This is a genomic window from Paenibacillus ihuae (assembly GCF_001368795.1).
Lineage (GTDB): Bacteria > Bacillota > Bacilli > Paenibacillales > Paenibacillaceae > Paenibacillus_AQ > Paenibacillus_AQ ihuae.
Genome location: NZ_LN831208.1, coordinates 14,257 through 19,002, shown reverse-complemented (window position 1 = coordinate 19,002; position 4,746 = coordinate 14,257). Strand labels below are relative to the sequence as shown.

Here is a 4,746-nt window from a genome sequence, read left to right as displayed (position 1 = left end):
GGCGGAAACGGATATTTGCTGTACCTCAGCCAACGCCGTCAAGGTGATTGAATCGCTCGACGCGGAGGAAATCATCTGGGTGCCGGACAAGAATCTGGGCAATTATGTTCAGGAACAGACCGGTAAGAAGCTGATTATCTGGGAAGGCTATTGCAACACTCATGATATGCTCACGGTTAAAGATGTTATTGAAATGAGAGCTAAATATCCGGAAGCAGAATTTGTGGTACATCCGGAATGCCGCCCTGAAGTAGTTGCGATGGGTGATTATGTGGGCAGCACCACCTCGATCATTGAGTATTGCCGGAAATCGGACCGCCGGCAGTTTATCGTTGGAACAGAGGACGGTACTGGCTACCAGCTGCGTAAAGACAGTCCGGATAAGGAATTCCACTTTGCGACAAAATTCCTTGTCTGCCCTAATATGAAAGTTAATAATCTAAAGAAACTGGTAAAATGCCTGGAGACGATGAAGCCGCAGATTTACGTACCGCCCGCTGTCGCCGACAAAGCCAGAACCTCCCTAGAGCGCATGCTACAAGTCCGGTAGCATGCGCTACTCTTTCGTTGAAACAGGTGAAAAGCGGTCATGATTCCACAATATTTAGTAGATTTCGATCTTCGTGAGCTCCCTACAGTAAAGACAGACTGCCTTGTAATCGGCTCGGGGATTGCCGGATTGTTTACAGCAATTAAAGCCAGTGAAGACCGGAAGGTCATTATGATTACCAAGAAATCTCTGATGGAGAGCAACACCCGGTATGCACAGGGCGGGATTGCTGCTGTATTCTCAGAGGATGATTCCCCAGTCTATCACCGCCAGGACACCCTAATGGCTGGAGCGGGGCTTAACTCTTCCGCAGCAGTGGATGTATTGGTGCATGAAGGTCCTGAGGGTGTGCGTGAACTGATCCGGCTCGGCACCATATTCGATAAGGAGAACGGTGTACTGGCTTTAACTCAGGAAGCAGCACACAGCCACCGCCGTATCCTTCATGCTAATGGTGATGCTACCGGCTATGAAATTGTCCGTGCACTCGCGGAACAAGTCCAGCAGCATGCGAATATTGAAATCTGGGACGACCATTTTGTTATAGATCTTATTACTGATGGGGGAGAATGCGTAGGTGCGCTGGTGCAGCGTCCAGGCGGCGGAAGACTGTTCCTGCAAGCCGATGCAACGATTCTCTGCTCAGGGGGAGCGGGGCAACTGTACCGCTATACTACGAATCCCGAGGTTGCGACCGGGGATGGGGTAGCGATAGCCTACCGGGCTGGAGCCCACGTGCGGGATATGGAGTTTATCCAGTTCCATCCGACAGCACTGAGTTATCCCGGAGCACCACGGTTTCTGATCTCCGAGGCTGTACGCGGTGAGGGAGCTGTCCTGCGCAACATTAATGGCGAACGGTTCATGGAGCGTTATCATGAGCTGCTGGAATTGGCACCCCGTGACATCGTAGCCCGGGCGATTATCAGTGAGATGGAGCTCACCAAGTCAACCTTCGTATACCTCGACATTACACATGAGCCTGCGGATATGGTTAAACACCGGTTCCCGACGATTTATGAGACATGTATGAGTTACGGGCTCGATATTACAAGTGATTGGATTCCTGTGGCTCCTGCTGCGCATTATATGATGGGGGGCATCAAGACGGATCTGAACGGAGAAAGCAATATCGCCCGGCTGTTTGCCTGCGGCGAGGTTTCTTCGACCGGAGTACAGGGAGCAAACCGCCTGGCCAGCAACTCCTTATCCGAGGCCATTGTATTTGGACGGCGGATAATTGAACGTATCCGCCAGCTTCCGCCGCTTGACCGGGATATCGTATCCGCCGGGTGTGATGAAGGGCGGGTGGAATCACCAACTCAGGCTATAGTCGAACGTCGGCTTAAGCTGCAAAAGGTAATGGTGCGTTATGCCGGCCTCCGGCGGAATGAGGAAATGCTGGGGAAAGGGCTGGAAGAACTAAAGCGGCAGCTGCCGATTTTTAACTCTGCACTGACCAAACGTGAGGAATATGAGTTTGCCAATATGCTTACCTGCTGTCTGCTGATTACTGAATCAGCTTTGACGCGGCAGGAGAGTCGTGGAGCACATTACCGTGAGGATTATCCGCTAAGGGATGATGCGAAGTGGCAGAAACATTTGCTCCAGATTCGCGATCTCGGAATAGTGGAGGAATTAAGTGATGATGTTTAATGGATACAACGAAGAATTAGTGCAATTAATCAAGGGCTGGCTGCACGAGGATGTCGGTTCGGGTGATATTACAACCCGGACGACGATTCCGGCCGGCCACGAATCCAAGGGGATTATCCATGCGAAGGAAGCCGGTGTGATCTGCGGCGTGCCTGTGGCAGAGCTGGTTTTTGAAGTTGTGGATCCGTCGCTGGTATTTACGGCGCTGGTTCAAGAAGGCCAGACCGTTTCAAAGGGAACGGTAATTGCGGAAGTGGAAGGAAGCACGCACGCAATTCTGACCGGGGAGCGGCTCGCGCTTAACCTAATGCAGAGATTGTCCGGTGTTGCTTCACGGACAGCCGCTTTTGTAGAAGCGCTGAATGGTCTGCCTACACGGCTTGTTGATACCCGCAAGACCACACCTGGACACCGGATACTGGAGAAGTACGCTGTCCGCATTGGCGGCGGGGCGAACCACCGGTTTGGATTGTATGATGCTGTGATGATCAAGGATAATCATATCAAAGGAGCCGGAGGCATTCGTCAGGCTGTAGGCCGGGCCCGGGCGAATATTCCGCATACCATGACCATTGAAGTGGAGACCGAGAGCCTAGAGCAGGTAGAGGAAGCTTTAGCTGCAGGAGCAGATATTATAATGCTGGACAATATGGCGCCTGAGCTGATGAAAGAAGCTGTTAGAAGAATTAAGACCAAATCACCGCATGTCAAAACCGAAGCTTCGGGAAATGTATCCCTGGAGACTGTGCGCAGCATTGCCGAGTCAGGCGTTGATGTGATTTCTGTCGGACGGCTGACCTATTCCTTCACTAGTCTGGACATCAGTCTGGATCTGAATGCCAAGAAGGAGGCGCCTCTCTCATGATGCTAGCGGTCGATATCGGCAATACCAATATTGTGCTCGGTGTTTACCGGAAGCGTGAGCTGCTGCACCATTTCCGGCTCAGCACTGCGCGTCAATCTACGGCCGATGAATATGGCGTGCTGATTCATAATTTGTTCCATATGTCGAACATATCGTTTAAAGATGTGGAGGGCGTAATTATCTCCTCTGTTGTCCCTCCACTTGTCCAAGTAATCGTTGAGATGTGTGTAAAATATATCGGCAAAGATCCTCTGCTGGTTGGTCCCGGAATCAAGACCGGTCTTAATCTGCGGTATGAAAACCCCCGTGAAGTAGGGGCTGACCGGATTGTGAATGCTGTAGCGGCTATTGAACAGTACAAATGCCCGCTGGTGGTCGTGGACTTCGGGACTGCAACTACCTTCGACTGTATTGATGCCGGTGCCAATTATCTTGGCGGGGCCATTGTACCGGGGCTCGGTATTTCTACCGAGGCCCTGTATCAGCGGGCATCCAAACTGCCGAGAATCGAGCTGGAGAAACCCAAGAAGGTCATTGGGCGCAATACGGTGCATGCCATGCAAGCCGGGATAATTTTTGGTTATGCCGGCCAGGTTGAGGGAATCGTACGGAGAATCAAGCAGGAAATGAATGCGCCGGTACTGAAGGTCATAGCAACAGGCGGGCTTGCTACACTTATTGCCGGGGAGACGGACTGTATTGATGAAGTTAACCCTATGCTGACACTGGAAGGCCTGCGTATTATTTATGACCGTAACCAATAAAGATAAAGAAGCCTGAAAACGAGGCTAAGAGAGTGGAGGGATATGCACCCAATGGAAACAAAAAAAGACCGGCTGATCCGGGGGACTGCACTGGACGGAAGAGTCCGGGCATTTGCTGTCCGCACAACAGCACTCGTTGATGAATTGCGGCGCAGACATGATACGTACCCGACGGCTACAGCCGCACTGGGCCGTACAGTAACCGCAGCAGCCATGATGGGCGCTATGCTCAAAGGTGAAGAGAAGCTGGCGATTATGGTCAAAGGAAACGGCCCGATTGGACAGATTACGGCGGAATCGAATGCTCTTGGGGAAGTACGCGGATACGTTAGCAATCCGCATGTGCATCTGCCCAGCAACAGTCTTGGCAAATTGGATGTGGCTGGTGCTGTAGGCACCGAAGGATTTATTGATGTTAGCAAGGATTTGGGGATGAAGGAGCCTTATCGCGGAAGCGTACCTATTATTTCAGGTGAGCTTGGCGATGATTTCACCTACTACTTTGCTGTTTCCGAGCAGACACCTGCGGCGGTCGGGCTGGGCGTATTGGTTGAACCGGACAACTCTGTGAGTGTCGCCGGAGGATTTATCATCCAGCTGCTTCCGGGTCTTACCGATGCTGAAATTACTGAGATTGAACAGGCAGTAGGCGCTATGCCATCTGTTACTACCCTGCTTGATCAGGGACTTGAGCCTGAGGAAATGCTGCGTTATCTTTTACCGGATGCCATAGTACTGGATGAACTGGATATTAATTTTGTCTGCCAATGCTCGCGGGAGCGTGTTGAACAAACATTGGTCAGTCTGGGCCAGCACGAGCTGGAGCGTTTAATCGAAGAAGACGATCAGGCGGAGGTTGTATGTCATTTCTGCAACGAGGCCTATTTATTTAATAAGGATGAACTTCAGGT

Annotated in this window: 5 protein-coding genes; all 5 read left to right on the top strand. The window is 51.4% G+C overall.

The window, feature by feature from the left end; genetic code table 11:
- Positions 1-550 (top strand): quinolinate synthase NadA (locus AQR02_RS30405; protein ID WP_148449244.1); only part of this gene is annotated, 550 nt, incomplete at its 5' end.
- Between the two features lie 39 nt (positions 551-589).
- Entirely contained in the window at positions 590-2,206 is a 1,617-nt protein-coding gene (gene nadB, locus AQR02_RS30400) for an L-aspartate oxidase (RefSeq protein ID WP_054944015.1), read from the top strand.
- The gene (nadC, locus tag AQR02_RS30395; RefSeq protein ID WP_054944014.1) at positions 2,196-3,071 is read left to right on the top strand and encodes a carboxylating nicotinate-nucleotide diphosphorylase; all 876 of its coding nucleotides are present in this window, start codon (positions 2,196-2,198) and stop codon (positions 3,069-3,071) included. The genes nadB and nadC overlap by 11 nt, the downstream gene beginning before the upstream one ends.
- A complete protein-coding gene (locus tag AQR02_RS30390; RefSeq protein WP_054944013.1) occupies positions 3,068-3,835 on the top strand; it encodes a type III pantothenate kinase in 768 nt (255 codons plus the stop codon). The genes nadC and AQR02_RS30390 overlap by 4 nt, the downstream gene beginning before the upstream one ends.
- A gap of 51 nt (positions 3,836-3,886) precedes the next feature.
- Positions 3,887-4,746 (top strand): Hsp33 family molecular chaperone HslO (hslO, locus tag AQR02_RS30385; RefSeq protein ID WP_054944012.1); only part of this gene is annotated, 860 nt, incomplete at its 3' end.

Coding starts and splice junctions, on each gene's coding strand:
- nadB (WP_054944015.1), top strand. CDS start 590: ATGATTCCACAATATTTAGTAGATTTCGATCTTCGTGAGCTCCCTACA.
- nadC (WP_054944014.1), top strand. CDS start 2,196: ATGATGTTTAATGGATACAACGAAGAATTAGTGCAATTAATCAAGGGC.
- AQR02_RS30390 (WP_054944013.1), top strand. CDS start 3,068: ATGATGCTAGCGGTCGATATCGGCAATACCAATATTGTGCTCGGTGTT.